This window comes from Streptomyces sp. NPDC047971, from assembly GCF_040653355.1.
In the GTDB taxonomy this organism is placed as follows: Bacteria; Actinomycetota; Actinomycetes; order Streptomycetales; family Streptomycetaceae; genus Streptomyces.
Genome location: NZ_JBEZNW010000013.1, coordinates 98,688 through 125,467, shown reverse-complemented (window position 1 = coordinate 125,467; position 26,780 = coordinate 98,688). Strand labels below are relative to the sequence as shown.

General features: G+C 71.1%; 26 protein-coding genes. 8 read left to right on the top strand and 18 right to left on the bottom strand.

The window, feature by feature from the left end:
- Window position 1 precedes the first annotated feature (1 nt).
- The 5 genes from cimA to AB0D99_RS15310 form a co-directional block, all read right to left on the bottom strand.
- Window positions 2–1,618 (bottom strand): citramalate synthase, encoded by a 1,617-nt coding sequence (gene cimA, locus AB0D99_RS15330; protein ID WP_362360900.1) that lies wholly within the window; start codon window positions 1,616–1,618, stop codon window positions 2–4.
- A gap of 367 nt (window positions 1,619–1,985) precedes the next feature.
- Entirely contained in the window at window positions 1,986–3,320 is a 1,335-nt protein-coding gene (locus AB0D99_RS15325; protein ID WP_362360897.1) for an MFS transporter, read from the bottom strand.
- Between the two features lie 75 nt (window positions 3,321–3,395).
- Entirely contained in the window at window positions 3,396–4,010 is a 615-nt protein-coding gene (locus AB0D99_RS15320; protein ID WP_362361005.1) for a TetR/AcrR family transcriptional regulator, read from the bottom strand.
- Between the two features lie 18 nt (window positions 4,011–4,028).
- The gene (locus AB0D99_RS15315; protein ID WP_362360894.1) at window positions 4,029–4,469 is read right to left on the bottom strand and encodes a hypothetical protein; all 441 of its coding nucleotides are present in this window, start codon (window positions 4,467–4,469) and stop codon (window positions 4,029–4,031) included.
- 43 nt (window positions 4,470–4,512) lie between these two features.
- The gene (locus tag AB0D99_RS15310) at window positions 4,513–5,529 is read right to left on the bottom strand and encodes an agmatine deiminase family protein (RefSeq protein WP_362360891.1); all 1,017 of its coding nucleotides are present in this window, start codon (window positions 5,527–5,529) and stop codon (window positions 4,513–4,515) included.
- Between the two features lie 366 nt (window positions 5,530–5,895).
- Here AB0D99_RS15310 and AB0D99_RS15305 point away from each other — a divergent pair, with 366 nt between their 5' ends.
- Window positions 5,896–7,323 carry a cytosine permease gene (locus AB0D99_RS15305; protein ID WP_362360888.1) on the top strand — a complete coding sequence of 476 codons (1,428 nt, stop codon included), beginning with the start codon at window positions 5,896–5,898 and terminating at the stop codon, window positions 7,321–7,323.
- Window positions 7,324–7,490: 167 nt separating this feature from the next.
- Here AB0D99_RS15305 and AB0D99_RS15300 read toward each other — a convergent pair whose 3' ends face one another.
- From AB0D99_RS15300 to AB0D99_RS15285, 4 genes are all read right to left on the bottom strand, one after another.
- On the bottom strand, window positions 7,491–8,579 hold the full coding sequence (locus tag AB0D99_RS15300) for a branched-chain amino acid aminotransferase (protein ID WP_362360885.1): 1,089 nt from the start codon (window positions 8,577–8,579) through the stop codon (window positions 7,491–7,493).
- Window positions 8,580–8,820: 241 nt separating this feature from the next.
- Window positions 8,821–9,861, bottom strand: coding sequence for a 3-isopropylmalate dehydrogenase (locus AB0D99_RS15295; protein ID WP_362360882.1), 1,041 nt, complete (start codon window positions 9,859–9,861; stop codon window positions 8,821–8,823).
- 237 nt (window positions 9,862–10,098) lie between these two features.
- The gene (locus AB0D99_RS15290) at window positions 10,099–10,233 is read right to left on the bottom strand and encodes a hypothetical protein (protein ID WP_362360879.1); all 135 of its coding nucleotides are present in this window, start codon (window positions 10,231–10,233) and stop codon (window positions 10,099–10,101) included.
- A gap of 232 nt (window positions 10,234–10,465) precedes the next feature.
- Entirely contained in the window at window positions 10,466–11,341 is an 876-nt protein-coding gene (locus tag AB0D99_RS15285) for a LysR family transcriptional regulator (RefSeq protein WP_362360876.1), read from the bottom strand.
- A 100-nt stretch (window positions 11,342–11,441) separates the two neighbouring features.
- Between AB0D99_RS15285 and AB0D99_RS15280 the strand changes: the two genes are divergently transcribed.
- The 3 genes from AB0D99_RS15280 to AB0D99_RS15270 are packed head-to-tail and all read left to right on the top strand — an operon-like array spanning window position 11,442 to window position 13,559.
- Window positions 11,442–12,449: an NADP-dependent oxidoreductase gene (locus tag AB0D99_RS15280; RefSeq protein ID WP_362360873.1), complete on the top strand. Its 1,008-nt coding sequence runs from the start codon at window positions 11,442–11,444 to the stop codon at window positions 12,447–12,449.
- 49 nt (window positions 12,450–12,498) lie between these two features.
- The gene (locus AB0D99_RS15275; protein ID WP_362360870.1) at window positions 12,499–12,837 is read left to right on the top strand and encodes a PadR family transcriptional regulator; all 339 of its coding nucleotides are present in this window, start codon (window positions 12,499–12,501) and stop codon (window positions 12,835–12,837) included.
- The gene (locus tag AB0D99_RS15270; protein ID WP_362360867.1) at window positions 12,834–13,559 is read left to right on the top strand and encodes a hypothetical protein; all 726 of its coding nucleotides are present in this window, start codon (window positions 12,834–12,836) and stop codon (window positions 13,557–13,559) included. Before AB0D99_RS15275 ends, AB0D99_RS15270 begins: the two co-directional genes overlap by 4 nt.
- Before the next feature lie 15 nt (window positions 13,560–13,574).
- Here the strand turns inward: AB0D99_RS15270 and AB0D99_RS15265 are convergent, their stop codons facing one another.
- A complete protein-coding gene (locus tag AB0D99_RS15265) occupies window positions 13,575–14,111 on the bottom strand; it encodes a GNAT family N-acetyltransferase (protein ID WP_362360864.1) in 537 nt (178 codons plus the stop codon).
- 112 nt (window positions 14,112–14,223) lie between these two features.
- On the opposite strand from AB0D99_RS15265, the gene AB0D99_RS15260 reads away from it, so the two are divergent.
- Window positions 14,224–15,117, top strand: coding sequence for an alpha/beta fold hydrolase (locus AB0D99_RS15260; protein ID WP_362360861.1), 894 nt, complete (start codon window positions 14,224–14,226; stop codon window positions 15,115–15,117).
- 96 nt (window positions 15,118–15,213) lie between these two features.
- On the opposite strand, the gene AB0D99_RS15255 is transcribed toward AB0D99_RS15260, so the two are convergent.
- The 4 genes from AB0D99_RS15255 to AB0D99_RS15240 all read right to left on the bottom strand — a co-directional run bounded on the left by AB0D99_RS15255 (window position 15,214) and on the right by AB0D99_RS15240 (window position 18,794).
- Window positions 15,214–15,726: a hypothetical protein gene (locus AB0D99_RS15255; protein ID WP_362360858.1), complete on the bottom strand. Its 513-nt coding sequence runs from the start codon at window positions 15,724–15,726 to the stop codon at window positions 15,214–15,216.
- A 112-nt stretch (window positions 15,727–15,838) separates the two neighbouring features.
- Window positions 15,839–16,075, bottom strand: coding sequence for a hypothetical protein (locus tag AB0D99_RS15250; RefSeq protein WP_362360855.1), 237 nt, complete (start codon window positions 16,073–16,075; stop codon window positions 15,839–15,841).
- 130 nt (window positions 16,076–16,205) lie between these two features.
- Entirely contained in the window at window positions 16,206–17,837 is a 1,632-nt protein-coding gene (pruA, locus tag AB0D99_RS15245; RefSeq protein WP_362360852.1) for an L-glutamate gamma-semialdehyde dehydrogenase, read from the bottom strand.
- A gap of 30 nt (window positions 17,838–17,867) precedes the next feature.
- Entirely contained in the window at window positions 17,868–18,794 is a 927-nt protein-coding gene (locus tag AB0D99_RS15240; RefSeq protein ID WP_362360849.1) for a proline dehydrogenase family protein, read from the bottom strand.
- A gap of 183 nt (window positions 18,795–18,977) precedes the next feature.
- Here AB0D99_RS15240 and AB0D99_RS15235 point away from each other — a divergent pair, with 183 nt between their 5' ends.
- From AB0D99_RS15235 to AB0D99_RS15225, 3 genes are read left to right on the top strand one after another with little or no spacing between them, the layout of a single operon-like run.
- Entirely contained in the window at window positions 18,978–20,156 is a 1,179-nt protein-coding gene (locus tag AB0D99_RS15235) for a helix-turn-helix domain-containing protein (protein ID WP_362360846.1), read from the top strand.
- A 37-nt stretch (window positions 20,157–20,193) separates the two neighbouring features.
- Entirely contained in the window at window positions 20,194–21,336 is a 1,143-nt protein-coding gene (locus tag AB0D99_RS15230; protein ID WP_362360843.1) for a DUF1266 domain-containing protein, read from the top strand.
- Complete coding sequence (locus AB0D99_RS15225) at window positions 21,333–22,505, top strand: DUF1266 domain-containing protein (protein ID WP_362360840.1); 1,173 nt, start codon at window positions 21,333–21,335, stop codon at window positions 22,503–22,505. Before AB0D99_RS15230 ends, AB0D99_RS15225 begins: the two co-directional genes overlap by 4 nt.
- A gap of 63 nt (window positions 22,506–22,568) precedes the next feature.
- On the opposite strand, the gene AB0D99_RS15220 is transcribed toward AB0D99_RS15225, so the two are convergent.
- From AB0D99_RS15220 to ilvN, 4 genes are all read right to left on the bottom strand, one after another.
- A complete protein-coding gene (locus AB0D99_RS15220) occupies window positions 22,569–23,147 on the bottom strand; it encodes a TetR/AcrR family transcriptional regulator (RefSeq protein ID WP_362360837.1) in 579 nt (192 codons plus the stop codon).
- A gap of 98 nt (window positions 23,148–23,245) precedes the next feature.
- A complete protein-coding gene (gene serA / locus AB0D99_RS15215; RefSeq protein ID WP_362360834.1) occupies window positions 23,246–24,835 on the bottom strand; it encodes a phosphoglycerate dehydrogenase in 1,590 nt (529 codons plus the stop codon).
- 271 nt (window positions 24,836–25,106) lie between these two features.
- Complete coding sequence (gene ilvC / locus AB0D99_RS15210; RefSeq protein ID WP_362360831.1) at window positions 25,107–26,108, bottom strand: ketol-acid reductoisomerase; 1,002 nt, start codon at window positions 26,106–26,108, stop codon at window positions 25,107–25,109.
- A gap of 147 nt (window positions 26,109–26,255) precedes the next feature.
- The gene (gene ilvN / locus AB0D99_RS15205; protein ID WP_215065241.1) at window positions 26,256–26,780 is read right to left on the bottom strand and encodes an acetolactate synthase small subunit; all 525 of its coding nucleotides are present in this window, start codon (window positions 26,778–26,780) and stop codon (window positions 26,256–26,258) included.

The following is a 26,780-nucleotide window of genomic DNA, read 5'->3' as shown; positions in this document are numbered from 1 at the left end:
GCTACTCCGCCGGGTCGATGCCCACGCGCAGCAGCCCGTAGGTGAACGCGTCCTCCAGCGCCTGCCAGGAAGCGGCGATCACGTTCTCGCCGACACCGACCGTCGACCACTCGGCGTTGCCGTCGCTGGTGGTGATGAGGACGCGGGTCGTGGACTCCGTGCCGTGGCGGCCCTCCAGGATCCGGACCTTGTAGTCGACCAGCTCGAACTTGGCCAGAGGCGGGTAGATCCGCTCCAGGGCCACCCGCATCGCCCGGTCGAGGGCGTTGACGGGACCGTTGCCCTCGGCGGTGGCGACGATCCGCTCGCCCTTGGCCCAGAGCTTCACGGTCGCCTCGTTGGCGTGGGTGCCGTCGGGCCGGTCCTCGACGATCGCCCGCCAGGACTCGGTACGGAAGTACCGGCGCGGCCGGCCCTCGATCTCCTCCCGGAGCAGCAGCTCGAAGGAGGCGTCGGCGGCCTCGTAGGTGTAGCCGGAGAGCTCGCGCTCCTTGACCCGCTCGACGACCCGGGCGACCAGCGCGCGGTCGCCGCCGAGGTCGACGCCGAGTTCCTTGCCCTTCAGCTCGATGGAGGCGCGGCCCGCCATGTCGGAGACGAGCATCCGCATGGTGTTGCCGACGAGCTCGGGGTCGATGTGCTGGTAGAGGTCGGGGTCGACCTTGATCGCGGAGGCGTGCAGCCCGGCCTTGTGCGCGAAGGCGGAGACACCCACGTACGGCTGGTGGGTGGAGGGGGTCAGGTTGACGACCTCGGCGATCGCGTGCGAGATCCGGGTCATCTCGGCGAGCGCGCCCGGGGGCAGCACCCTCTTGTCGTACTTCAGTTCCAGGGCCGCGACCACGGGGAACAGGTTGGCGTTGCCGACCCGCTCGCCGTAGCCGTTGGCGGTGCACTGCACGTGCGTGGCGCCCGCGTCGACGGCGGCGAGGGTGTTGGCGACCGCGCAGCCGGTGTCGTCCTGGGCGTGGATGCCCAGCCGGGCGCCGGTGTCGGCGATCACGGTGGCGACGACGGCCTGGACCTGCGCGGGGAGCATGCCGCCGTTGGTGTCGCAGAGGATCACGACATCGGCGCCGGCCTCGTGCGCGGCGCTGACGACGGCCTTGGCGTACTGCGGGTTGGCCTTGTAGCCGTCGAAGAAGTGCTCGCAGTCGACGAAGACGCGGCGGCCCTGGGAGCGCAGGTGGGAGACGGTGTCGCGGACCATCTCCAGGTTCTCGTCCAGGGTGGTGCGCAGGGCCAGCTCGACATGCCGGTCGTGGGACTTGGCGACCAGGGTGATCACGGGGGCTCCGGAGTCGAGGAGCGCCTTGACCTGCGGGTCCTCGGCGGCGCTGCCGCCGGCCCTGCGGGTCGCGCCGAACGCGACGAGCCGCGCGTTCTTGAACGTGATCTCCTTCTGGGCACGGGCGAAGAACTCCGTGTCGCGCGGGTTGGCGCCGGGCCAGCCGCCCTCGATGAAGCCGACGCCGAAGTCGTCGAGGTGCCGCGCGATGGTCAGCTTGTCCGCGACGGTGAGGTTGATGCCTTCACGCTGCGCACCGTCGCGCAGCGTCGTGTCGAAGACATGGAAGCTGTCGTCGAGGCGCGAGCTCTCGTCGGTCTCCGTGGTCATGGCTGTGATGGCTCCTGTCGGATGTGGCTCCGGAAGGTCTGGATCCACTTGCCCCCATTCTCACGCGCTGTCCGTTTCCGGCGACGGTGGGGCCGGAAAACGAAAAAACCTCTCGCGGGTGCGAGAGGTCTGCGCGCGGGTCTGGGGCACGGTGTCCACTGGTGCGGGGGTCGAGTCGCGTCTCAGTGGTCACTGCGGACCGGCGCGCTGCTGCCGATAATCATGGTGGTAGCAAGCACGTCGGCAGTCTGCCACACCCCCGCCGCCCGCGGGATGCGGGTCTCAGGATGCGGGCAGCCCCGACGGGCGGGCCCGTCGGGGCCGTGTCCCGGTGGTCAGCGGGTCGGCGCGGGCGCGGACCCGGTGGTCAGCGGGTCGACGCGGGCGCGGCGTCCTTCTCGGTCCGCACGGCGGCCTCGGTCGGTGCGCCCACCCGGCCCAGGTCGATGTCCCGGGTCTCGCGCATGGTGAGGTAGACGATCAGCGAGACGGCCGCGCAGCCCGCCACGTACCAGGAGAAGCCCGACTCGATGCCCGCCTCCTTGAACCACAGCGCCACGTACTCCGCCGTGCCGCCGAAGAGCGCGTTGGCGATGGCGTACGGAAGGGCGACGCCGAGCGCCCGGATGCCGGTCGGGAAGAGCTCCGCCTTCACGCAGGCGTTGATCGAGGTGTAGCCGGTCACGACGACCAGCGCGAGCAGCGACAGGCCGAGCGCCGGCCAGAAGGAGCCCGCGCTCCGCAGCATCGTCAGGATCGGCACGGTCAGGAGGGTGGAGCCGACCGCGAAGGTGATCAGGAGCGGGCGGCGGCCGATCCGGTCCGAGAGGGCGCCCGCGAGCGGCTGCAGACAGGCGAAGACGATCAGCGCGCAGAAGGAGACGAGGGTCGCGGTCTGCTTGGGAAGCCCGGCGGAGTTGGAGAGGTACTTCGTCAGGTAGGTGGTGTACGTGTAGTAGGCCACCGTGCCGCCCATGGTGAGGGCGACGACGAGGAACGCCTCGCGCCGGTGCGCCCACAGCGCCGTGAGCGTGCCCTTCTCGCCGCTCGCCACGCCGTCGTCGGCCGTCTCCTCGTAGACCTCCGTCTCCAGCATGTTGCGCCGCAGGTAGAAGACGACGGCCGCGCCGAGCGCGCCGATGATGAACGGGATGCGCCAGCCCCAGCTGTGCAACGCCTCGGTGGACATCGTGCGCTGGAGGACGATCTGCAGGCCGAGGCCGAGGATCTGGCCCGCCGTCATCGAGACGTACTGGAAGCTGGAGGCGAAGCCGCGGTGCCGCGGCGCGGACGCCTCGGTCAGATAGGTCGCGCTGGCCGCGTACTCGCCGCCGACCGAGAGGCCCTGCAGCAGCCGGGCGACCAGCAGGACCGCGGCGCCGCCGTACCCGGCGACGGCGTACGTCGGTGCGACGGCGATCAGTAGGGCGGAGGCCGACATCAGCGTCACGGTGAGGGTCAGCGCCGCCTTGCGTCCCCTGCGGTCGCCGACCCGGCCGAGCAGCCAGCCACCGACGGGGCGCATGAAGAAGCCGACGGCGAAGATGCCGGCGGTGTTCATGAGCTTGGCGGTGTCATTGCCCTCGGGGAAGAACGCCCCCGCGAAGTACGTCGCGAAACTCGCGTACACGAACCAGTCGAACCACTCGACCATGTTGCCGGCCGAGCCGACCCAGATCTTCTTCCAGTGCTCTCGTCCCATGATCCGGAACCGTGCCGGAGATCGGGTCGGCGCAACAAGGGTGTACCACGCAACGATCAGGAGTACTTGCGTGCGTTACGGTCGCAGCACCAAGGTTTCGACGACGAACTCCCCCACATGGGCGAGGACTTGATCCCGCCCGGTACCGGGGATGCCGACCGCCACATGGACGCTGAACCCGTCGAGCAGGGCCCGCATCCGAGCCGCGTAACGGTCGGGGTCGACCGCCCGGAACTCCCCGCGCGAGACGCCCTCGGCGATCAGGGCGACGAGATCCCGGTGCCAGGCGCCCTCGATGGCGGCCTGTCGGGCGCGGGCGTCGTCGTCGGCGTTCTGGGACCGGTTCCAGACCTCGAGCCAGAGGGTCCAGTGCGGGTCGCGGGGGCCGTCGGGGACGTAGACGTCGATGTAGCCGTCGAGCCGGTCACGGGCGCTGCCCGGCCGGGAGAGCAGCGCGCTCCGTTCGGCGCCGAGCCGGCCCTCGCTCCACTCCAGGGTCTGCAGCAGCAGCTCGTCCTTGGTGCGGAAGTAGTAGAGGAGGTGCCCGCTGCTCATCCCGACCTCGCGCCCGAGCCCGGCCATGGTCAGTCCGTCGAGTCCGCGCTCGGCGATGGTGTCCATGGCGGCGGCGAGCAGCTCCTCACGGGGAGGGGCGGCGTTGTTGCGGCGCCGGGGTCCGGCGGGGTTGATGCGGGTCACTCGTCTGTTCTACCTCACGCTTCCGTCGGCGTTCCGGCCGAAGGCGGCTTCCAGGACGGCGGGGAGGTCCTCCTCGGGCACGGTCGCCCGCAGCTCCGCGTGCACGGGCCCGAACCGCTCGTCGTCGATCAGGCCGAAGTACTCCTCGCGCAGCCCGCGGATGATCTCGACGAGCTCGGGCCTCAGCGTCATCCACCCCCGTGAGGTGCGGATCTCCTCCTCCACGTGCTCCATGAACCACCGCATGACCTCGTACGGGATCCGGTGGTGCCCCGACACCGGGTCGACGCAGACCGTCGGCTGCCGCGCCGGGTCCTCGTCCGGCACGATCGCCGTCAGCAGCGTCCGGTTGTCGGGGACGAGGTCCAGCTCCAGGTACCAGGCGTCGTCCGGTACGGAGTACAGGGTCTGGAGCGCGTAGTCGGTGCCCTCGTGGGAGATCAGCGGCATGGCCGCAGGCTGTCACGGAGCCCGCGGCCGCGGCCAAGGGATTTCAGACCTTCGGCTGCTGCTGGGTGATGCAGTGGATACCGCCCCCGCCCGCGAAGATGCCGCGCGCGTCGACCAGCGTGACGGTCCGCTCCGGGAACAGCCGGCGGAAGATGCCCGCCGCGATCTCGTCGTTGGGGTCGTCGAAGCCGCACAGCACCACGCCGCCGTTGCACAGGTAGTGGTTGATGTACGAGTAGTCCACCCAGTCGCCCTCCTCGTCCTTCAGGACGGTCGGCGCCGGGATCTCGACGACCTCCAGCCGCCGGCCCTTCGCGTCCGTCTGGCGGCTGAGGATGTCGACGTACATCCGGGAGCGCTCGTGGTCGGGGTGGCCCGGGTCCTGCTGGCTGTGGACGACCACGACCCCGGGCCCGGCGAAGGCGGCGACGATGTCCACGTGCCCCTGGGTGCCGTACATGCCGTAGTCGCCGGAGAGACCGTGCGGGAGCCAGATCGCCTTGGTGGTGCCGAGCTTCGCGTGGATCTCCGCCTCGACCTCGGCGCGGCTCCACTCGGGGTTGCGACCGGAGCCGAGCTGGACGGTGTCGGTCAGCAGGACCGTTCCCTCACCGTCGACGTGGATCGCGCCGCCCTCGTTGACGAGCGTGCTGCTCAGCACCGGTACGTCGATGAGGTCCGCCACATGGCGGGCGATCTTGGAGTCGTGCTCCCAGCGGGCCCAGTCCTGGGCGCCCCAGCCGTTGAACACCCAGTCCACCGCGGCGAGCTCGGAGCCGTTCGTGACGAACGTGGGGCCGATGTCCCGCATCCAGGCGTCGTCCAGCTCGCGCTCGACGAGCTCGACCGCGTCGCCGAGCAGCTCGCGCGCGGATTCCAGCTGGCCGGGTCCGACCACCATGGTCACCGGCTCGAAGCGGCGCACGGCGCGGGCCACGGACGCCCACGCGGTACGGGCCGCGGCCAGCTCCTCGTCGTTGGTGAAGGTGGGGTTCGGGCCGGGCCAGGCCATCCACGTGCGCTCGTGGGGGGCCCACTCGGGCGGCATTCGGAAGGTCATGGGAGGAGTCCTCGGAGGAAGTAGAGACGGTTCAGGGAGATGGATTCGGCCGGCTCGGCCATCATCCTCCCGGCCATGGCGAAGGTCCGGCGTACGGTCTCGCCGGCCCTCCCCATCCAGGAGGCGCCGCCGTCGGCGAGCGCCTCCACCGGCGGGCGGCGGCGGCGAAGAGCGGCAGCCGGTCGCGTTCCGTGGGGGTCGCTCGCGCATCGGAAGCACCTCCTGTTTGAGCGACACTCTAAACCGAGAAACCTTCACAACCAAGCATTGACGTGGTGCACTGACATGAGCCACATTGAGCGCCGCTCAAATTCATCTCGATGTGCCGCCCCCCACCCCGCCTCCTCTTCCCCGCAGGGAGTACCCATGCCGATCGAACAGCGCGGAGTCGACACCATCCCCGAAGCGGAACGCACCAGCGGGCCGCGGGACCTCCTGTCGATCCTGCTCGGCTCGAACCTCTGCCTGGGCGTGATCGTCTTCGGCTGGCTTCCGGTCTCCTTCGGCCTCGGGCTGTGGGCCTCGGTGACCTCCGTGCTCGTCGGCACGGTGGTCGGCGTCGCCGTGACCGCGCCGCTCGCGCTCGTCTCGCTGCGCACCGCGACGAACCTCTCCACCTCCAGCGGCGCCTTCTTCGGCGTACGCGGGCGGCTCGTCGGCTCGGTGGTCGGCCTGCTGCTCTCCCTGGGCTACACCGCGCTGACCCTGTGGATCGGCGGCGACGTGGTGGTCGGGACGCTCGCCCGGCTGGTCGGACTGCCGACCGGCGGAGCCGCGCACACCGTGGTCTACGCGGTCCTGGCCGCCTGCACGGTCGTCGCCGCGGTCTACGGCTACAAGCTGCTGCTCCGGCTCAGCAAGGCGCTCGCGATCGGCATGACCCTGCTGCTCGCGATCGGTCTGGTCGCCTACGCGGGCGACGTCACCACGGCCGCCGTGCCCGAGACCCCGTACCTGCTCGGCTCGTTCTGGCCCACCTGGGTGCTGTCCGCCGTCGCCGCCGGACTCAGCGGCCCGGTCGCCTTCATCACCCTGCTCGGCGACTACACCCGCTACATCTCCCCCGCGAAGCACAGCGCGAGGACCGTCTGGCGGACCACCTGTCTGGGCCTCCTCGCCGGCCTGCTGATCCCGCAGCTCTTCGGTACGTACACGGCGCTGGCGGCGCGCGGCGGCGCCGACTACGCGGGCCCCCTCGTCGCCGCCTCGCCCGTCTGGTACCTGGTGCCGCTGCTGCTCGCGGCGACCGCGGGAACGGTCGGCAACGCGGGTCTGATGCTGTACTCGATGGGCCTCGACCTGGACGCGATCCTGCCCCGCGCCACCCGGGCACGGGCCACGCTGGTGGTGGCCGCGGTCGCGACCGCCTTCGTCTTCCTCGGCCACTTCGCCTCGGACGCGCAGACCGCGATGACGTCGTTCGTGCTGCTCCTGACGGCGATCGGCACGCCCTGGGCGGTGATCACGCTGATCGGGCACGCGCGGTGCCGCGGTGCGTACGACCCGGAGTCGCTCCAGGTCTACAACCGCCGGGCCCGCGGCGGCGTCTACTGGTTCCGCGCCGGCTGGCACCCGCGGGCCACGGCGTCCTGGGCGCTGGGCGCGGCCGTGGGGCTCGCGGCCGTGTCCACCCCGCTCTACGAGGGGCCGCTGCTCGCCCTGACCGGCGGGATCGACTGCAGCTTCGTCCTGTCGGGCCTGGTCGGCGGCGCGGTCTACGCGGTCCTGACGCCGGGCACGGCGCCGAGGACCGAGGCCCCGGAGACGGCGGCGACCGGGGCCGCGGCGGTCTGACGGCTCCCCGGGGGTCCCGGAACGCGCGAACGGCCCCGGGGCGATGTGCCCCGGGGCCGTGCGCGGTGGGAACGAGGACTCTCGCTCGGATCAGGCCGCGAGCCCGGCGGGATCCGCGAGAGACGCGGGCGTTTCCTGCGGACGAGCCCGGCAGGATCCGGAACGGACTAGCCGAGCTGGTGCGTCCAGCCGTGGACGTCCTCGGCCTTGCCCGTCTGGATCGCGAGAAGCGCCTCACGGAGCTTCATCGTGACCTCACCCGGCTGACCGCCCGACTGCTGCCACTCGCCGCGCGCCGACTTCACCGTGCCGACGGGGGTGATGACCGCCGCCGTGCCGCAGGCGAAGACCTCCTTGAGCGAGCCGTTCTCCGTGTCGGCCTTCCACTGGTCGATGGAGATCCGTCCCTCCTCGGACCGGTGGCCGAGGTCCTCGGCGAGCCGGAGGAGCGAGTCACGGGTGATGCCGGCGAGCAGGGAGCCGGTCAGCTCCGGGGTGACGATGCGGTCCTCGTACACGAAGTACAGGTTCATCCCGCCGAGTTCCTCGACCCACGTGTGCTCGACGGCGTCGAGGTAGGCGACCTGGTCGCAGCCCTTCGCCGCCGCCTCGGCCTGCGCGAGGAGGGAAGCCGCGTAGTTGCCGCCGGTCTTGGCGTCGCCCATGCCGCCGGGGACGGCGCGGACGCGGTCCTCCGAGAGCCAGATGGAGACGGGCTTCACGCCACCGGGGAAGTACGGACCGGCGGGCGAGGCGATGACGACGAAGAGGTACTCGTTCGCCGGCCGGACACCCAGGCCGATCTCGGTCGCGATCATGAACGGGCGCAGGTAGAGGGACTCCTCGCCACCGTGCGCCGGGACCCACGCCTTGTCCTGCTGGACGAGGACGTCGCACGCCTCGATGAACGTCTCGACCGGCAGCTCGGGCATCGCGAGACGGCGCGCGGACGCCTGGAAGCGCCGGGCGTTGGCGTCGGGGCGGAAGGTGGCCACGGTGCCGTCGGGACGGCGGTACGCCTTGAGGCCCTCGAAGATCTCCTGCGCGTAGTGCAGGACGTTCGTGGCCGGGTCGAGGGAGAGCGGGCCGTACGGAACCAGCTGGCCGTCGTGCCACCCCCGGCCCTCGGTCCACCGGATGGTCACCATGTGGTCGGTGAAGTGGCGGCCGAATCCCGGGTTGGCCAGGATCGCCTCGCGCTCCACGACGGACAGCGGGCTGGAGGAGGGCTTGAGCTCGATCGTGGGCGTCGTCATGAGTGCTTGTCCTTCACCGGTTGTGTGTGACGGACCGCGCTCACGCCGCTATCAGTGCTCTGCTAGGACGTCCGAGCTTTCCCGCATGCCGCGGCCCCACGTTCGATTATCGCCCGTGGGTGGCGGTGCACGAAAACGGCGTGCATGCGGTCCATGAGTTGATGGTGGCACCCCACGGCCGCATAGGTACAGCCGCCGGGCGCTTGTGCGACCCGGCGGCTGTGTGACGTCAGTCGACGGGTCAGCTCGCTACTCGGGCGGCGAGCGCGTCGCCGATCTCGTCCGTGGTGCGGACGGAGTCGCCGCGCTCGGTCAGATCGGCGGCGACGGCGGCCTCGACGCGGGCGGCCTCGGTCTCGTGGCCGAGGTGGCGCAGCAGGAGGGCGACGGAGAGGACGGTGGCCGTCGGGTCGGCCTTGCCCTGACCCGCGATGTCCGGCGCGGAGCCGTGGACCGGCTCGAACATGGAGGGGAACTCGCCGCTCGGGTTGATGTTGCCGGAGGCGGCGACGCCGATGCCGCCGGAGACGGCCGCGGCGAGGTCGGTGATGATGTCGCCGAAGAGGTTGTCGGTGACGATCACGTCGAACCGCTCGGGCTGCGTGACGAGGAAGATCGTCGCCGCGTCCACGTGCAGGTAGTCGGTGGTGACCTCGGGGAACTCCTCGGCCACCTTGGCGAAGATGTTGGTCCAGAGGTGACCCGCGAACGCGAGGACGTTGTTCTTGTGGACCAGCGTCAGCTTCTTGCGCGGGCGGGCCTGGGCGCGGGCGAAGGCATCGCGGACGACGCGCTCGACACCGAACGCCGTGTTGACGGACACCTCCGTGGCGACCTCGTGCGGGGTGCCGGTACGGATCGAACCGCCGTTGCCGGTGTACGGGCCCTCGGTGCCCTCTCGGACCACGATGAAGTCGATCTCGGGCTGGCCCTTGAGCGGGGTCGACACGCCGGGGAGCAGCTTCGAGGGACGCAGGTTCACGTGGTGGTCGAAGAGGAAGCGGAGCTTCAGCAGGAAGCCGCGCTCCAGCACGCCGGACGGGACCGACGGGTCACCGATCGCGCCGAGCAGGATGGCGTCGTGCTGCTTGAGGGCCTCGGCGTCCGCGTCGGTGAGGGTCTCACCGGTGGCGTGGTAGCGCCTGGCGCCGAAGTCGTACTCCTTCGTCTCCAGCTTCACGTCCTGCGGAAGCGCGGCGGCGAGGACCTTGAGGCCCTGGGCCACGACCTCCTGCCCGATGCCGTCGCCGGGAATGACTGCGAGATTGATGCTGTGAGACATGTCGGCACCTTACTCCCCGTCCCATTCATTGACACTCGTCGTCCACCATGCGGACGGGTGAGTCGGATCGACGCACAGGCGTCGCCGGCCCCGACGGCGAGCGCGCTCGCCGGGGGCTACGGGCGCGCCGGTCGCTCCGGGACCCGGCGGAGGATCTGACGTGCCGGGGAGCGTCCGGAACGCATCGCCGTCCGCCCGCGGGGCTCCGCGGGCAGGGCGAGACGTCCCGGATGCGGCCTAGTGCCCGGTGGAACCGCCGTTGTCACGGCGGTCGAGGGCGCGCTGGAGGGCGGCGGCGGCGTTCTTGCGGGCGTCGTCGGCGGCGGGGCGGGCGACGGAGTGGCGGACACGGCGAGCGGTCTCAGCGGTCATGAGGGATCGACTCCTAGAGATCAGTGGTGATCCGAGATCGGAGATCAGTGATGATCAAAGGCGCCGGAAGGGGCGGGGAGCGCCGCCGCAGGGGTTGCCTGCACAGGGCATCGCGCTCTCGACCGCCATTCGCTGATGAAGCGAGACGTTCGGCTCCTACAAAGCTAGGACAGCTGGCCGCATCTGTCTCCACAGTTAGTCGGACTTCCTACTATCTGAGACGGCGATCGACTCACCGCGACGGCCGGGCAGCCCTCAGCTCTCGTATCAAGGCCCGCACGGCGAGGGATTTCGCCAGCTCAGGAGTGGTGACATAGCCGACGGACCGCGTCGGGCGGTCCGGACCGAGATCGGCGATCTGCACCGAGGGCGGTGCTCCGATCAGGGAGAGTTCCGGCATCACGGCCATACCGAAACCGCTGCTCACCATCGAGAGCACCGCTCCGTCGTCCTCTGCCTCGACGGTCGCCGAAGGCAGCCAGTCCTGCCCCGCCCACCAGTCCCTCGTGTAGGAGGTGCAGTTCTCGGTCCAGTCCACGAGCGGGAGCGAGCGCGGCGCGGCATGACCGGCCGGGTGGACCAGCGCGTACCCCTCCTCGACCAGCACGCCCCCGACGAGCCGAGACGGTACGGGCGAAGTCGTCCCGATGGTCGCGATGCCGATGTCGGCCCGCCCCTCCAGGACCTCCCCCGCGGTCCCGGGCCCAACCTCCCGGACGATCCGCACCTCCGGGGCGATCTCCGGATGGCGGACCGCCAGCCTCTCCAGGGCGCGGGGCAGCAGATGCAGCGCGGCGCTGCGGAAGGCGGCGATCCGCAACGGGCCGACGACCGCACCCGCCCCGACGCCCCGTACCTCGGCCGCCATCACCTCCAGGAGCCGCAGCACCCGCCGCGCGTGACCGAGTGCCCGCTCACCGGCGGCGGTGGGCGTGGCCCCGGACCGCCCCCGGTCGAAGAGGACGGCGCCGAGCTTGCGTTCGCTGCTCCGCACCGAGTGGGAGACCGCGGACTGCGTCATGCCCAGCGCGGCGGCCGCGGCCGAGAAGCCGCCCTCGGCCCCGACGGCGAGAAGGACGCGCAGTTCCTGCGGCGCGAGGTCGGTCATCAGGTCAGCCACCTCGGAGTATGAGCGATGTCGATGGATCGGCGTGATCCATCGAAGCAACCTACTGCCCGGCCCCGGGGATCCTTCCTACGGTCTCCCCATGACCCACGAGACCATGATCACCGTCCAGCAGACCGCCCGCCCCGACGGCTTCCCCACCCCCGCCCACTTCGCCTTCGTCGAGGCCCCGGTCCCGGCCCCCGCGCGCGGCACCGCACTCGTCGAGAACCTGCTCTGGTCCGTGGACCCGTACCACCGCGAGGCGATGGACGGGGACTCCCTGTGGACGCTGAACTCCCCCATGGAGGGTCGCACCCTGGGCCGCGTCGTCGACTCCCGCGCTCCCGGGCTCTCCCCCGGCGACCTGGTCATGCACCGCAGGGGCTGGCGGACGCACTCCGTCGTCCGGCCGGGCGACGTGCGCCCCGTCCCGGAGTTCGAGGGAGTGCCCCTCGCCGCGCATCTGAGCGTGCTGGGCGGTACGGGCCTGTCGGCGTACGTCGGACTGACCCGGATCGCGCGACTCCAGCCGGGCGAGGACCTGTTCGTCTCCGCCGCGGCCGGCGGGGTCGGCACGGCGGCGGGCCGCTTCGCCCGGCTCCTGGGCGCGGGGCGGCTCGTCGGCAGCGCGGGCTCGGCACGGAAGGTCGCGCACCTCACCGAACACGTCGGCTTCGACGCTGCCTTCGACTACCACGCGGGACCGGTCTCCGAACTGCTCGCGAAGGCGGCACCGGACGGCCTGGACGCCGCTCTCGACGGGGTGGGCGGGGACCACCTGGAGGCATCGATCGCCGCGCTGCGCGAGCACGGCCGGATCGCCTGGGTCGGGGCGGTCGCGCAGTACCACTCGCTCTCCGCTCCCCCGCCGGCTCCGCGCAACCTCTTCGACCTGGTGGAGAAGAGCATCCGCCTCGAAGGCTTCCTGGTCAGCGACCACACCGACGCGCAGCAGGAGTTGTACGACTTCGCCGTACCGCATCTGCGGAGCGGGCGACTGCCGCTGGACGTGACCGTGGTGGACGGTTTCGAGCACATCGTGGACGCGTTCCTGGGGATGCTGCGCGGCGAGAACATCGGCAAGATGCTGGTGTCCCGATCCAGCTAGCCGTGCCAGCTAGGTTGCATTCCTATCTAGCTGGTGCTGAAATACAGCCATGGCCGCAGACCGCAGATCAAGTTGGCTCAAGGGCGTCCTGGACCTCCTCGTCCTCTCCTGCCTCACCGAGGACGAGAGCTACGGGTACGAGATCTCCAAGGCCCTCGCCGAGGCCGGGCTGGGGGAGATCAAGGGCGGGACCCTCTATCCGGTGCTGAACCGGCTGGAGGAAGCCGGCCTGGTGCGGGCCGAGTTCCGCGCCGCCGAGCGCGGCCCGGGCCGCCGCTACTACCGGCTCACCGACCAGGGCCGGAGTCACCTCGCCGCCGAGAGCGGGGCGTGGCTGACCTTCCACACCGCCGTACAGACCATGCTGAAGACCGGGGGAACACGATGAACACCGAGCAGGGCACGTACTTCGACACGCTGGCCGCCGCGCTGCGCGAGGCAGGCGTCCCGGCGGAGCAGATCGCCGCCACCGTCGCCGAACTGCGGGGGCACCTCGCCGAGACGGACTCCGCGCCGGAGGAGGAGTTCGGTCCCGCCGAGGAGTTCGCGGCGCGCCTGGGCGGTACGGCACCGGTGGCCGCGGAGCCCGCGGACCGGGCCGAGACCTGGGTATGGACGGCCGACATCTACAGCGACCGGCGCCTGCTCGCCCTCCACGGGGACCAGGGCTGGGAGGTCGAGGGGCTGGACACGCTCGGCCGGTTCATGTGCCGCCGTGTGCCCGGCGCCGCGCTCCGCTGGGAGTACCGCCGCGAGCTGATCAGCCGGAAGCGCCGCGACGAGGTCCTCGACCGACTGACGCCCGAGGGCTGGGAGTTGTGCGGGGAGTGGATGATCTTCGCGTACTTCAAGCGCCCGAAGGCGGCGAGCGAAGGCCCGGCCGCGACGCTCGACGCCCTGCCCGAGCGGCCCGGCCGGTGGCTCTTCCTCAGCCGCAAGGGCAAGGTGCTGCTCACGGTCTGGATGCTGATGGTGATCGCGGCGGTCGGAGTGACCCTCGTCGGCGTCTTCGACATGCCGGCCTATACGACACCCTTCGTCGCGCTGTTCGGCGCGACGGGCGCGCTGATCGGCCTGAAGCGGGACGCGGCCAAGGGCTGCCAGGGCTGAGCCCTCCCCCCCCACTCAGAGCACGTCGCCGTCGCGCCAGTCGAAGCGGAGCGCGGCGGCGGGGTCCGGCAGCGCCCGGCCGGCCGCCGGACGCAGGAAGGTGGACCCCTCCTCGTCCGGAAGCCGGACGACCCCCTCGGGGCCGATCACGTCGATCCGCCCGCCCCAGGGCTCCCAGCCTCGCGCCCGGTAGAGCGCGGCCCCCTCGTCGGAGGCGGACAGCGCCCCGAAGGCGTACGCCCCGTCGATCACCCGCTCCAGCTCGTCCATGACGAGCCCGCCGAGCCCGCGCCGGCGCAGGTCGCTCCGCACGGCCACGCCCTCGACGTAGCCGATCCGGTACGAACGCCCGTCATGGAGCACGCGCCGCATGATCACGCTGCCGTGGGCGGCGATTCCCCGTCCGTCCTCGATCCAGGCGTGGACGCCTCCGAGGGTGTGGTCCCAGTCCTCGTCGGAGAAGTCGCCGTCGAAGGCGGCGTCGAGCAGGCTCCTGATCGAGCGGAGGCGTTCGGGCCCGAGTTCATGGGTGGTGGCGGTCGTCACGATCACCCCCCAAGTCTCCCCTCCACGTCGACTAACCCTCAAAGGATTATTGACAGGTTAGATGCGCCGCTGCTTCACTCTCACCGTCAACCAGTCACGAAGAGTCGAGGGGGGAGACATGACGTCTCCGGTGCAGCCCGTCCACCACCGCTCCGTCACCGTCCGCGGCCACGAGATCCACTACCGGGAGGCGGGCCCCGCGGACGCCCCCGCCCTGCTCCTCCTGCACGGCTTCCCCACCAGCTCGCACATGTTCCGCGATCTGATGCCGCTCCTCGCCGACCGGTACCACCTGGTCGCCCCGGACCACATCGGCTTCGGCCGCAGCGCGGCGCCGCCGGCCGACCGGTTCGACTACACCTTCGCCGAACTGGCCTCCCTCACCGAGGAGTTCACGGAGGCTCTGGGCCTGGACCGGTTCGCCCTCTACATCCAGGACTACGGCGCCCCCATCGGCCTTCGCCTGGCCCTCGCCCACCCCGAGCGGATCACCGCGATCGTCACTCAGAACGGCAACGCCTACGAGGAGGGCCTCGGCGCGGACGCCTGGGCACCCGTCCTCGCCATGATCGCCGACCGCACCTCCGAGACCGAGGAGCCGGTACGCGGCATCCGCTCCCTCGACGGCATCAGGTGGCAGTACGAGACGGGCGTCCCCGCCGAGTTCCACGACCTCCTCAGCCCGGACGCCTGGCACCACGACGCCGCCCTGATGGCCCGGGAGGGACAGGACGCCGTCCAGCTGGACCTGATCGGCGACTACGGCTCCAACTTCGCGCTCTACCCCGCCTTCCACGACTACTTCCGCACGACCCGGGTCCCGTTGCTCGCCGTCTGGGGCGAGGGCGACGAGGTCTTCGTCCCGGCGGGCGCCCTGGCCTTCCGCCGCGACCTCCCGGAGGCCGAGATCCACCTCCTGCCGACGGGACACTTCGCCCTGGAGACCCACGCACCCCGGATCGCCGAGCTGATCGGGGACTTCCTCGCGCGGCGCGTCCCCGTCGGGCCGTAGCCGGCTCCGGATCGCGGACCACCGCAACGAGAAGCGCCCCCGCCCACGGTCCGGGGACCGGGGACGGGGGCGGTTCTCCTGTCCGGGCCGTGGCGATCACCAGGCGCGCAGATAGACCCGGGTGCGGTCGGCGTCCAGCTTCTGGAGGTAGATCTCGATCCACTGCATGTGCTTGCGCCGCTGGTCCTTGAGGCAGGGCGGGCAGACACCGGCCCAGCGCAGACCGGGGAGGGTTTCCGGTTCGGGGGTCCCGAGGTGGGCGAAGGACGGGTCGCCCGCGGACTGCCCGCTCTGCGCGGGCCGCACGATCAAGGGCCCCTGCCCCACGAACTGCTGCCCGAGGTCCTCGGCCCTCTCCGGTGTGGTGACGAAGGTGAGCAGCTGGACGGCGTCCTGGGGGACGAGCTTCACCGCTCCCTTCACCTCGGTGGCTCCCTCGGGCACCTCGACCTTCATGTACGCCGCGGTCTCGGGCGCTCCGGCGCCCTTCTTCCACTCCGGCCCGCGCCGCTCGTCCGCCCCGGACGAACAGCCGGAGCCGGTGAGCAGCACGGCGGCGAGGAGAGCCACCCCGAGCACCGGGCGGGCGGCACGGGTGGGCCATGTCATCGGTTCGTGGTCGTCTCGGTCTTGATCCGCGACCACTCGTCGTCGAACGCCATATCCACCCCCGTGAGATGGGCGTCGGTCCAGTCACCCTACACAGCGCGTCCGCGCCGCCTCAGGCCGTGGCCTTCTCCAGGTCGCGGGCCATGCGCTCCACCCAGTCGGTGAAGCCCTCCCGGTGCGGGCCCTCGCCCCCGCGCAGGGCCGCGACCTGCGCGTCCGTGAGCCGGTCGGGCCCCGGTTCGCTCAGCAGCCGGTGGAGCTCCTTCATCAGGGATGTCATCCGCACCGCGTCGAGGTGTTCGATCGCGTCCACCCCGTGCCCGGGGCCGAGTGTCGTCGAACCAGGCATGGCGTACCTCCTCAGCGTGCCCCCTCCCAGCAGCCTAAGCCCCCCGCATGAGAACCGCCCCCGTCCTCGGTTGGGGGACCGGGGAGGGGGGCGGTGTCGGAGGCGGGCCGCGGAGCGGCCCGGGGGGGCGTCAGCCCATGTGGGGGTAGCCGTACTCGGTCGGCGGAACCAGCGTCTCCTTGATCGCGCGGGTCAGCGTCCAGCGCATCAGGTTCTGCGGCGCACCGGCCTTGTCGTTCGTGCCGGAGGCACGGCCGCCGCCGAAGGGCTGCTGGCCGACGACGGCACCGGTCGACTTGTCGTTGATGTAGAAGTTGCCCGCGGCGAAGCGGAGCTTCTCCATCGTGTACGCCGTGGCGGCGCGGTCGCCGGAGATGACCGAGCCGGTCAGCGCGTAGTCGGAGGCCGACTCCATCTGGGTCAGCATCTCGTCGTACGCGTCGTCCTCGTAGACGTGGATCGCGAGGATCGGACCGAAGTACTCGGTCGTGAAGACCTCGTTCTCCGGGTCGGTGCACTCGATGACGGTCGGACGGACGAAGTAGCCCTCCGAGTCGTCGTAGGTGCCGCCGGCGACGATCGTGCAGGTCTCGTCGGCCTTCGCGCGGTCGATCGCGGCCTTGTTCTTGGCGAACGAACGCTCGTCGATCACGGCGCCGATGAAGTTCGTCAGGTCGGTGACGTCACCCATCTTGATGCCGTCGACCTCGGCCGCGAACTCCTCCTTGAAGCCCGAGTTCCAGATGGAGGCCGGGACGTACGCACGCGAGGACGCGGAGCACTTCTGGCCCTGGAACTCGAAGGAGCCGCGGGTCAGCGCGGTCTTGAGGATCGCGCGGTCGGCGCTGGGGTGGGCGACGACGAAGTCCTTGCCGCCGGTCTCGCCGACGATCCGCGGGTAGGAGCGGTAGGACTCGATGTTGTTGCCGACCGTCTTCCACAGGTGCTGGAAGGTCTTGGTCGAGCCGGTGAAGTGGATGCCGGCGAGGTCGCGGTGGTTCAGGGCCACCTCGGAGACGGCGATGCCGTCGCCCGTCACCAGGTTGATGACGCCCTTGGGCAGGCCGGCCTCCTCCAGGAGCTCCATCAGGAGCACGGCGGAGTGGGTCTGGGTCGGGGACGGCTTCCAGACCACGACGTTGCCCATGAGGGCGGGGGCGGTGGGCAGGTTGCCCGCGATGGCCGTGAAGTTGAACGGCGTGATCGCGTAGACGAAGCCCTCCAGCGGGCGGTGGTCCAGACGGTTCCACACACCCGGGGAGTTAGCCGGCGGCTGCTCGGCCAGGATCTGGCGGGCGTACGCGACGTTGAAGCGCCAGAAGTCGACGAGCTCGCACGGGGTGTCGATCTCGGCCTGCTGGGCGGTCTTCGACTGGCCGAGCATCGTGGAGGCGGCCAGGGTCTCGCGCCACGGGCCGGACAGCAGCTCGGCGGCGCGCAGGATGATCGCGGCGCGGTCGTCGAAGGACATCGCGCGCCAGGCCGGGGCGGCGGCCAGGGCGGCGTCGATGGCGTCCTGGGCGTCCTGCTGGGTGGCGCCGGCGAAGGTGCCGATGACGGCCTTGTGGTTGTGCGGCTGCACGACGTCGACGCGCTCGCCGCCGCCCATGCGCTTCACGCCGTTGATCGTCATCGGCAGGTCGCGCGGGTTCTCGGCAAGCTCCTTGAGCTTGGTCTCGAGACGGGCGCGCTCCGGGGAACCGGGGGCGTAGCTGTGCACCGGCTCGTTGACCGGAGCGGGGACCTGGGTCACAGCGTCCATGAGTCTCGTAACTCCTTTTGAGGGGTGGGCTCAGCCCTTGGTGAGGATGGAGCGGGCGAAGAAGAGCAGGTTGGCCGGCTTCTCCGCGAGGCGCCGCATGAAGTAGCCGTACCAGTCGGTGCCGTAGGCCGTGTAGACGCGCATCCGGTGGCCCTCGGCGGCGAGACGGTTCTGCTCCTCGCTGCGGATGCCGTAGAGCATCTGGAACTCGTACTCGTCCAGCTTGCGCCCGGCACGGCGGGCGAGCTCCTGGCCGATGGAGATCAGTCGCGGGTCGTGCGATCCGATCATGGGGTAGCCCTCGCCCTCCATCAGGATCTTCATGATCCTGACGTAGGCCCTGTCGATCTCGGGCTTGTCCTGGATGGCGACGGAGGCGGGCTCCTTGTAGGCGCCCTTCACGATCCGGACGCGGGAGCCGTTGGCGGCGAGGCGCCGGGCGTCCTCCTCGGTGCGGAAGAGGTACGCCTGGATGACGCAGCCGGTCTGCGGGAAGTCCTTCCGCAGCTCCTCGTGGATGGCGAACATCGAGTCGAGGGTGGTGTGGTCCTCGGCGTCCAGGGTCACCGTGGTGCCGATCTCGGCGGCGGCCTCGACGACCGGGCGGACGTTGGCGAGGGCCAGCTCGTGGCCTCCCTCCAGCGCCTGGCCGAACATCGACAGCTTGACGGACATCTCGGCGCGCTCGCCGAGGCCCAGCTCCTTGAGGCGGCCGATGAGCTCCAGGTAGGCGTCACGGGCGGCGTGGGACTGCTCGACGGTGGTGATGTCCTCACCGACGACGTCGAGGGTGACCTCCAGACCGCGGCCGGTGATGTCCTCGACGATCGGGATGACGTGCTCGACCGTCTCGCCCGCGATGAAGCGGTCGACGACCTGCTTGGTCCCGGGGGCGGCCGACACGAAACGGCGCATCTTGTCGCTGCGCGACGCGGCGAGGATCACGGGACCCAGCACGGGGACCTCCAGAAGGGCAGGGTGACGAAGAGTGCCTTACCCGATCTTTCGTACGGAAACGGGAACAGCACGGAGAACCACCGTGAAACCTAAGGATCGCTCCGATCCTCTGCCATCGACAGCTGTCACGCATCCGTGGACGGCATCTCATACATATGTCTGAGAGGGTGCGAGAATGGCGCCGTGAAGGGCGACTACCAAGACCTGGTCGACGAGATCTCGGCGCTGCTCGGCGCCCCGGCGACCCTGGAGAACCGCGATTTCGGGCTGATCGCGTTCGGGGCCCACGACAGCGACGACGACACCGCCATGGACCCCGTCCGCACCCGCTCGATCCTGACGAGGAAGTCGACGCCGGCGGTCCGCGCCTGGTTCGAGGGCTTCGGCATCACGCGTGCGACGGGCCCGGTCCGTATCCCCGCCGCACCGGACGCCGGGGTGTTCCGGGACCGGATCTGCCTTCCCGTACGGCACCGGGGCGTCGTCCTCGGGTACGTCTGGCTGCTGGACGCCGAGCCCCATCCCACCCCCGACCAGCTCACGGCGGCCATGGAGGTCGCGGCGCGGATCGGCGGGCTGCTCGCGGACGAGGAGCGGGCGGGCTCCGACCTGTCCCGGGAGCTGCGGGCCGCCCTGACCGCCGAGCGGGGCTGGCAGTACGACATGGCGCTCGCCGCGCTCCGCACGGCTCTGGGCGCGGACGCCGACGGGCTGCACGCGGTGGTGGCCGTGACCCCCTGGCCGGGCGAGGACAGCCCTTCGGTCCGCACGGTCCCGGCCGCGGCGGCGCTCTGCACGATGCCGTGGCGCGCCGCCACGCCGGCCACGGGGAGCCCGGAGGACGCGGACGCGTGGGCGCTGGCGGCGCTCGTGCGGCTGAGGGCCGCGGACAACCTCGCCCCGGCCACCGCGGCGGCCGGGCGGCTGCGGGAGACGGCGGCGGGGGCGGGCAGCGACGCCGTCGCGGGCATCGCGCTCCCCCGCCGCGGTCTCGCCGACCTGGACACCGCCTGGCACGAGGCCGCCGCGGCCGCGCGGGCGGCGACCGCCCAGCCGGGGCTCGGTCCGCTCGCCGAGTGGTCGGCCATCGGCCCGTACCGTCTGCTCACCGCCCTCCCCCGGACCACCCCCGACCCGGCGGTCCGGACGCTGCTCTCCGCCTCCCACACCGAACTGGCCCGCACCGCCGAGGTGTTCCTCGACCACGCGGGCCAGGCCGGACGCACCGCGACGGCTCTCGGCATCCACCGCCAGACCCTCTACTACCGCCTGTCCCGCGTGGAGCAGCTGACCGGCCTCGACCTGGACGCGGGCGAGGACCGCCTGCTGCTGCACATGGCGCTCAAGGCCGCGAGGCTCTGACCACGGGCCGCACCGGACCGGTTTATAGGATCTCCCCATGACCACGGGGAGTTGGGCGGCGCCGACGTACACCGAGCAGCTGCTGTACCAGGCACGCGGGGACCGGACGGCCGTACTGGACGCCCTCGGGCGGACCCGTCTCTACGTACTCCTCCCGCGGCTCCACGCCGACGCGCCCGGCTACACCCCGCCGCTCCCCAGCCACCGCGACAAGGGCGCCCGGCGCACCGTCGTGCCCGTGCTGACCGAGGGCATGCTGCCGCCGTGGCACCCGGACTGGGTGTTCAAGCAGACCACCCTCGACAGGCTCGCCGCGGCCTGGCCGTACGACAGGTGGTGGCTCGCCGTCAACTCCGACACCCCGTGCGCGGCCGCCCTGCCCGCCAGGCCCTCGGACCGCCGGGCCTGGCAGGAGGCCGGCGCGCGCGGCGGCGGACCCGCTCGGCTGCGCCTGCTCACCCACTCCGGAGAGCAGCTGCACGGGCCGGTCGCGCACGCCCTCGCGCTCGGCGCGCACCTCGCCGTGCTCAACGGCCTGGTGTGGAACCGGCTCGGCGCCCAGTACGAGGACTACCCCACCGACGTCTCCCGGCTGCGCCGCCCCTGGGCCGTCCACCACCGGGCGGACTTCCGCGACAAGGTGCGGACCCTGATCGCCACCCGGCTCGTCGGCCGGGTCCCCGAGTCCGTCCTGGAGATGCGGCGCCGCCTCACCGCGCGGTTGCGCCACACGCCCAGCGAGGTGCAGTGGACGTCGATGGTCACCGGCGCGTTCGAGCGGAACGACGCCTCCGCCGAGGAGCTGGCCGAGGCCCTGGAGTTCGTGCGCCGGATCACCCAGTACGAGGGACGGTTCCGCGTCGACGGCCTCCTCCCGCCGGACGGGCGGGTCGACACCCTCGCCGCCTTCGACCACGGCCGGGCGGTGAACGTCGTACGGCTCGCGCTCGGCGCGCGCTACTGCGACCCGCAGGAGGCGGAGCGGTCCCTGCTCCAGGTCCTCGAACCGGCCCGGCGGGCGTACGGCTCCTGGACCGACTTCTCGCTCGGCTACCTGCTGGCCCGGCTGATCCACTTCGACGAGGGCGACCCCGAACCGATGTACCAGGAATCCGTGACCATCCACCGCGCGCTCACGCAGGACCCGTCGAGCCCCTACCGGAACATCCCGTGGTCATGAGCCCCCGTCGCACGCCCGCCCCGGAGGGCGCCCCGTGGACCCCGCCGTCCGAGACCGAGCAGCTGCTGCACGAGGCGGGGCTGCGCGGCGACGTCGCGGCACAGATCCGTGTCCTCGCCGAGGCCGAACTCTTCATCGGCGCCCCCAAGGCGGACGTGGACGCCGCCCCGGACGACGTCTACTGGCCGGTCCAGCAGGTGGGGAGGGCCCTCTACGTCCGGCCGGTCCTGACGCGCGGGATGCTGCCGCCCTGGCATCCGGAGTGGGTGTTCCACCACGTCACCCTCCGGTGGGTCGCCGAGTTCGGCTGGCGCGACTCCCGGGTGCTCCTCGCGGTCAACGGCGGCACCCCGGGTCAACTGCTGCTGCCCACCACTCCGGAGGCCCGCGCGAAGTGGCTGCGCGTGTACGCCGAGCGGGAACGGGGTGCGGGCGACCGGTTCGTCGCCCTGCGCCACGGTCCCCTGCACGGGCCGCTCGCCTTCGGTCTCGCCTGCGGCACCCATCTGGCCTTCGGCAACGGCGTCCCCTGGAACGACGTCGGCTCGGTCTATCTGGGGTACACCCACGAGCTCGACACGCTCCGCGACGGGTGGGGCGTCACGGACCGCGCGGGCTGGCGCAAGCAGCTGGACGCGCTGCTCGACGGGCGCAACAGCCCACCGGAACCGGACTTCGCCCTCCGGATCCGCGAGGAGCTGCGGGTCGCCCGTGGCGCGGTGCCTTCGCCGGACGAGTGGCGGGAGACGGCCGCCGGACACGCCCAGGATCTGGGCGCGAGCCCGGGGACGGTGCGGCACATCGAGGAACTGGTGCGCCGCATCCTGCGCTACGAGGCCCGGTTCCGGGCCGACGGGCTGCTGCCGCCGGACGGGCGGGTCCGCAGGACGGTCGCGTACGACTACGGCCGGGCGGTGAACCTGGCCCGCTGGGGGCTGACGGCACGGTTCTGCGCGCCCCCGGAGGCGGAGCAGGCGATCGTCCACGCGGGGGCGCTGGCGCGCTCGGCGTACCCCTCGTGGGAGGAGTACTCGGCGGGGTACGCGCTGGGACGGGTGCTGCGCTTCGACGGGGAGGAGTACGGCCGGTTCCACGAGGAGAACGTGGCCGCCCACCGCGTCCTGACGGAGCATGAGGGCAGCCCCTGGCGGAACCTTCCGTGGCGCTGAGCCCCCGCGCTCCGGCCGGCGACCGGGGTCACGCCCGCGCGGGGGCCCCACCCGCACCCGGCGCTACTCCTCCCCCATCAGCACCCTGAGTCCGGCCGTCAGGTCCTCGGCGGTCGGGGCCGTCTCGGGGTCCACCATCCACTGGATCATCACGCCCGTGGCGAGCGCCTGGCAGAGCAGCCCCGCCACACGGGCCTTCTCCGGGTCGGCCTCCGGATCGATGCCGAGGAAGCCCTCGGCCATGCCGAGGCGGCCCTCCCGCTGGGGCTCCTTGATGGCCTCACGGAGCCTCTCGTCGTCGTCGAGGCGGGTGACGACCTCCGTCTGGAGCTTCCACACGGGCCGGCTGGCGTCCGCCGCGGCGATGACCTGCTCCCAGACGGCGTGGAAGCGCTGGTACGGGTCGGCGGGCAGCGCCTTCCGCTCCTCGCCGGTCCCGGCGGGGCCGACCCGGTTGCCCCACTCCTCCGTCAGGGTGAGGAACGCCTGCTGGAGCAGGGCCTCCTTGGAGCCGTAGTGGTAGCCGATCGAGGCCAGGTTGGTGCCCGAGGCGGCGACGATGTCGCGCGCCGTGGTGCGGGCGTAGCCCTTCTCCAGGAGGCAGTGCTTCGCGCCTTCGAGCAGGTCTTCCTTGTGTCCCATGACAGCACTGTACCCGGCGGCTAGACGCTCGTGTAAGACGATCGTCTAGCGCACCGGGTACGGGGTCGCTCGCGTACCGGGCCGGGGCCCGGTAGGGGTCAGACCAGGTTGACCGAGCGGGCCGAGGCCGCGCCGATCTCCGCCGAGATCTCGGCGAGCACCGCCGGCGGAACCGTGTCGTCCACGGTGAGCACGACGAGCGCCTCGCCGCCCTCCTCCGAACGCGCCACCTGCATCCCGGCGATGTTCAGACCGGCCTCGCCGAGGATCCGGCCGACCGTGCCGACGACGCCCGGGCGGTCCTCGTAGCGGAGCACCACCATGTGGTCGGCGAGCGCCACGTCCACGTCGTAGTCGCCGACGGCGACGATCTTCTGGAGGTGCTTGGGACCTGCCAGCGTGCCGGAGACCGCGACCTCCTCGCCGCTCGACAGCGTGCCGCGCACGGTCACCACGTTGCGGTGGTCGGGGGACTCGCTGGAGGTCGTCAGACGGACCTCGACACCGCGCTCCTGCGCGAACAGCGGGGCGTTGACGTACGACACGGTCTCGTCGACCACGTCCTCGAACACGCCCTTGAGCGCGGAGAGTTCGAGCACCTTGACGTCGTGCTGGGTGATCTCGCCGTAGACCTCGACGTCGAGACGCGCCGCGACCTCGCCCGCCAAGGCGGTGAAGATGCGGCCGAGCTTCTCGGCGAGCGGCAGACCCGGCTTGACGTCCTCGGCGATGACGCCGCCCTGGACGTTGACCGCGTCCGGCACGAGCTCACCGGCGAGCGCGAGGCGCACCGAGCGGGCGACCGCGATGCCGGCCTTCTCCTGGGCCTCGTCCGTGGACGCGCCGAGGTGCGGGGTGCAGACGACCTGGTCGAGCTCGAAGAGCGGGGAGTCCGTGCAGGGCTCCTTCGCGTACACGTCGAGACCGGCGCCGGCGACCCGGCCCTCCTTGAGGGCGGAGAACAGCGCGGCCTCGTCGACGATCCCGCCGCGCGCGGCGTTGACGATCCGGACGCTGGGCTTGACCTTGTGCAGCGCCTCGTCGCCGATGAGACCGAGGGTCTCCGGGGTCTTCGGCAGGTGGACGGTGATGAAGTCGGCGACCTCCAGGAGCTCGTCCAGGGCCAGCAGCTTCACCCCCATCTGGGCGGCGCGGGCCGGCTGCACGTAGGGGTCGTACGCGACGATCTTCATGCCGAAGGCGGACATGCGCTGCGCGACCAGGACACCGATGCGGCCGAGGCCGACGACGCCGAGGGTCTTCTCGCTCAGCTCGACGCCGGTGTACTTCGAGCGCTTCCACTCGCCGTTCTTCAGCGCGGTGTTGGCCTGCGGGATGTTGCGCGCGGTGGCGACGAGCAGGCCGCAGGCGAGCTCGGCGGCGGTGACGATGTTGGAGGTCGGGGCGTTCACGACCATCACGCCGGCCTTGGTGGCGGCGGAGACATCGACGTTGTCCAGGCCGACACCGGCGCGGGCCACGACCCGGAGCTTGGTGGCGGCGGCGATGGCCTCCGCGTCGACCTTGGTCGCGGAGCGGACCAGGATCGCGTCCACATCGACGATGGCGGGCAGCAGTTCGGCGCGGTCCGCGCCGTTGCAGTGCCGGATCTCGAAGTCCGGGCCCAGTGCGTCGACGGTGGCGGGCGACAGCTCTTCAGCGATGAGTACGACGGGTTTCGAGCTCACGTGAGTCCTCACAATTGCAGTGCGGACGGCCGTCCCGACGGCCGCAGGCGGTGGAGGGGCTAGCCGCGTGGAAGACGCACGACGCTGTGGGCCTGAACGCGAATGTTGTTGAGCAGTGTAGTGGTGCGTCGGCGCGGTTCATGCGCCTCGTTGGAAGGATCACTCGTCCGTGGTTGGACGGCCTGTCCAACGTGTGGGGAGGGGCCGGACCACACCTGGTCCGACCCCTCTCCTCCACGCCCCGGGGGGCGTGGAGGACCCCCGGTCGGGCTTACGCCTCTTCGTCGTTCACCCAGCTCATGAGCTTGCGCAGCTCCTTGCCGGTGGTCTCCAGGAGGTGCTTCTCGTCCTGGGTCTTGTACTCGTTGTACTTCTTCAGGCCACCGTGGTACTCGTCCATCCAGTTCTTGGCGAAGGTGCCGTCCTGGATGTCGGTGAGGACCTTCTTCATCTCGGCCTTGGTGGCGTCGGTGATGATCCGCGGGCCGGTGATGTAGTCGCCCCACTCGGCGGTCTCGGAGACCGACCAGCGCATCTTCTCCAGGCCGCCCTCGTACATGAGGTCGACGATGAGCTTCAGCTCGTGCAGGCACTCGAAGTAGGCGATCTCCGGCTGGTAGCCGGCCTCGACCAGGGTCTCGAAGCCCGCCTTCACCAGCGCGGAGGCGCCACCGCAGAGGACGGCCTGCTCACCGAAGAGGTCGGTCTCGGTCTCCTCGGTGAAGGTCGTCTTGATGACACCGGCACGGGTGCCGCCGATGGCCTTGGCGTAGGAGAGCGCCAGGGCGAAGGCGTTGCCGGTCGCGTCCTGCTCGACGGCGGCGATCGCGGGAACGCCGCGTCCCTCCTCGTACTGGCGGCGGACCAGGTGGCCGGGGCCCTTCGGGGCGACGAGCGCGACGTCGACGCCGGCCGGGGGCTTGATGAAGCCGAAGCGGACGTTGAAGCCGTGGGCGAAGAACAGCGCGTCGCCGTCCTTCAGGTTCGGGGCGATGGACGCCTCGTAGACCTGGGCCTGGATCGGGTCCGGGATCAGGATCATGATGACGTCGGCCTCGGCGGCGGCCTCGGCGGGCGTCACCACGCGCAGGCCCTGCTCCTCGGCCTTCGCCTTGGACTTGGAGCCCTCGTGCAGACCGACGCGGACGTCGACACCGGAGTCACGGAGCGACAGCGCGTGGGCGTGGCCCTGGCTGCCGTAACCGATCACCGCGACCTTGCGGCCCTGGATGATGGACAGGTCGGCGTCGGAGTCGTAGAACAGCTCGGCCACTGGGAATCTCCTTGATGTGCTGGTGTTGCGTCCCACCGTACGGCGGGGAGCGGGAGGAAAGTTTTCGGGTCTCGCCAGGCGGACCGCCGGATGGACCCGGCGGTCCGTGCCCGTTGACGCTCGGAAGGGCCGGGCGCCGCGGCAGGGTCAGGCGCTGCGGTCGAGGGCTCGCAGGGAGCGGTCCGTGATGGACCGGGCTCCACGCCCTATGGCGATCGTGCCGGACTGCACGAGCTCCTTGATGCCGAACTGCTCCAGCATCTTGAGCATCGCGTCGAGCTTGTCACTCGAACCGGTGGCCTCGATGGTGACCGCCTCGGGCGAGACGTCCACGGTCTTGGCGCGGAACAGCTGGACGATCTCGACGATCTGGGAGCGGGTCTCGTTGTCGGCGCGGACCTTCACCAGGACGAGCTCGCGCTGGATCGCAGCGGAGGGCTCGAGTTCGACGATCTTCAGGACGTTGACCAGCTTGTTGAGCTGCTTGGTCACCTGCTCCAGGGGCAGGTCCTCGACATTGACCACGATGGTGATGCGGGAGATGTCGGGGTGTTCGGTGACACCGACGGCGAGCGAGTCGATGTTGAAGCCGCGGCGGGAGAACAGGGCGGCGATCCGGGCGAGGATGCCGGGGGTGTTCTCCACCAGGACGGAGAGCGTGTGCCTAGTCAT

Coding starts and splice junctions, on each gene's coding strand:
- cimA (WP_362360900.1), bottom strand. CDS start 1,618: ATGACCACGGAGACCGACGAGAGCTCGCGCCTCGACGACAGCTTCCAT.
- AB0D99_RS15325 (WP_362360897.1), bottom strand. CDS start 3,320: ATGGGACGAGAGCACTGGAAGAAGATCTGGGTCGGCTCGGCCGGCAAC.
- AB0D99_RS15315 (WP_362360894.1), bottom strand. CDS start 4,469: ATGCCGCTGATCTCCCACGAGGGCACCGACTACGCGCTCCAGACCCTG.
- AB0D99_RS15310 (WP_362360891.1), bottom strand. CDS start 5,529: ATGACCTTCCGAATGCCGCCCGAGTGGGCCCCCCACGAGCGCACGTGG.
- AB0D99_RS15305 (WP_362360888.1), top strand. CDS start 5,896: ATGCCGATCGAACAGCGCGGAGTCGACACCATCCCCGAAGCGGAACGC.
- AB0D99_RS15300 (WP_362360885.1), bottom strand. CDS start 8,579: ATGACGACGCCCACGATCGAGCTCAAGCCCTCCTCCAGCCCGCTGTCC.
- AB0D99_RS15295 (WP_362360882.1), bottom strand. CDS start 9,861: ATGTCTCACAGCATCAATCTCGCAGTCATTCCCGGCGACGGCATCGGG.
- AB0D99_RS15290 (WP_362360879.1), bottom strand. CDS start 10,233: ATGACCGCTGAGACCGCTCGCCGTGTCCGCCACTCCGTCGCCCGCCCC.
- AB0D99_RS15285 (WP_362360876.1), bottom strand. CDS start 11,341: ATGACCGACCTCGCGCCGCAGGAACTGCGCGTCCTTCTCGCCGTCGGG.
- AB0D99_RS15280 (WP_362360873.1), top strand. CDS start 11,442: ATGACCCACGAGACCATGATCACCGTCCAGCAGACCGCCCGCCCCGAC.
- AB0D99_RS15275 (WP_362360870.1), top strand. CDS start 12,499: ATGGCCGCAGACCGCAGATCAAGTTGGCTCAAGGGCGTCCTGGACCTC.
- AB0D99_RS15270 (WP_362360867.1), top strand. CDS start 12,834: ATGAACACCGAGCAGGGCACGTACTTCGACACGCTGGCCGCCGCGCTG.
- AB0D99_RS15260 (WP_362360861.1), top strand. CDS start 14,224: ATGACGTCTCCGGTGCAGCCCGTCCACCACCGCTCCGTCACCGTCCGC.
- AB0D99_RS15255 (WP_362360858.1), bottom strand. CDS start 15,726: ATGACATGGCCCACCCGTGCCGCCCGCCCGGTGCTCGGGGTGGCTCTC.
- AB0D99_RS15250 (WP_362360855.1), bottom strand. CDS start 16,075: ATGCCTGGTTCGACGACACTCGGCCCCGGGCACGGGGTGGACGCGATC.
- pruA (WP_362360852.1), bottom strand. CDS start 17,837: ATGGACGCTGTGACCCAGGTCCCCGCTCCGGTCAACGAGCCGGTGCAC.
- AB0D99_RS15230 (WP_362360843.1), top strand. CDS start 20,194: ATGACCACGGGGAGTTGGGCGGCGCCGACGTACACCGAGCAGCTGCTG.
- AB0D99_RS15225 (WP_362360840.1), top strand. CDS start 21,333: ATGAGCCCCCGTCGCACGCCCGCCCCGGAGGGCGCCCCGTGGACCCCG.
- AB0D99_RS15220 (WP_362360837.1), bottom strand. CDS start 23,147: ATGGGACACAAGGAAGACCTGCTCGAAGGCGCGAAGCACTGCCTCCTG.
- ilvN (WP_215065241.1), bottom strand. CDS start 26,780: ATGACTAGGCACACGCTCTCCGTCCTGGTGGAGAACACCCCCGGCATC.